This window comes from Pectobacterium sp. CFBP8739 (genome assembly GCF_013449375.1).
Taxonomy (GTDB): Bacteria; Pseudomonadota; Gammaproteobacteria; order Enterobacterales; family Enterobacteriaceae; genus Pectobacterium.
Genome location: NZ_JACDRR010000064.1, coordinates 1 through 364 on the forward strand (window position 1 = coordinate 1; position 364 = coordinate 364).

Sequence of the window (364 nt, forward strand, 5' to 3'; positions counted from 1 at the left end):
GCTGGCTCGGGACGAACCGCATCCGGTCTTTTATCTGCCTTGACCTGTCCACCACAATACCAACGCCGATAGGTACGCAAGGTGATACCCACCTCGTTGCAGGCGACGTTCAGTCTGGCCCCTGACCGATTAGCTTCTTGTATCCACGACACATACTCTGTGCGCTGCGGGAAGGAGGTCAATCGTCCTCTTGGTCGTTCTCCCAAAGCGCATTTAACTTTTTTCGCAACACCAATATCGCGGCGGTTTCTGCGAGCGCTTTTTCCTTTTGCCGAAGTTCACGTGTTAACTGTTTGATGGCTTTCTGGTCTGCCTGGCGCTGCCGTTTGGCTTCAAGCGCCTGCTCACGAGAACTCATAAAGCC

The 364-nt window shown here is 53.8% G+C and carries 1 pseudogene; it reads right to left on the reverse strand.

What is annotated here, in order from left to right:
* Positions 1 to 178: 178 nt before the first annotated feature.
* A pseudogene (locus tag H0247_RS20085) lies at positions 179 to 364 on the reverse strand (IS3 family transposase); the annotation flags it as partial.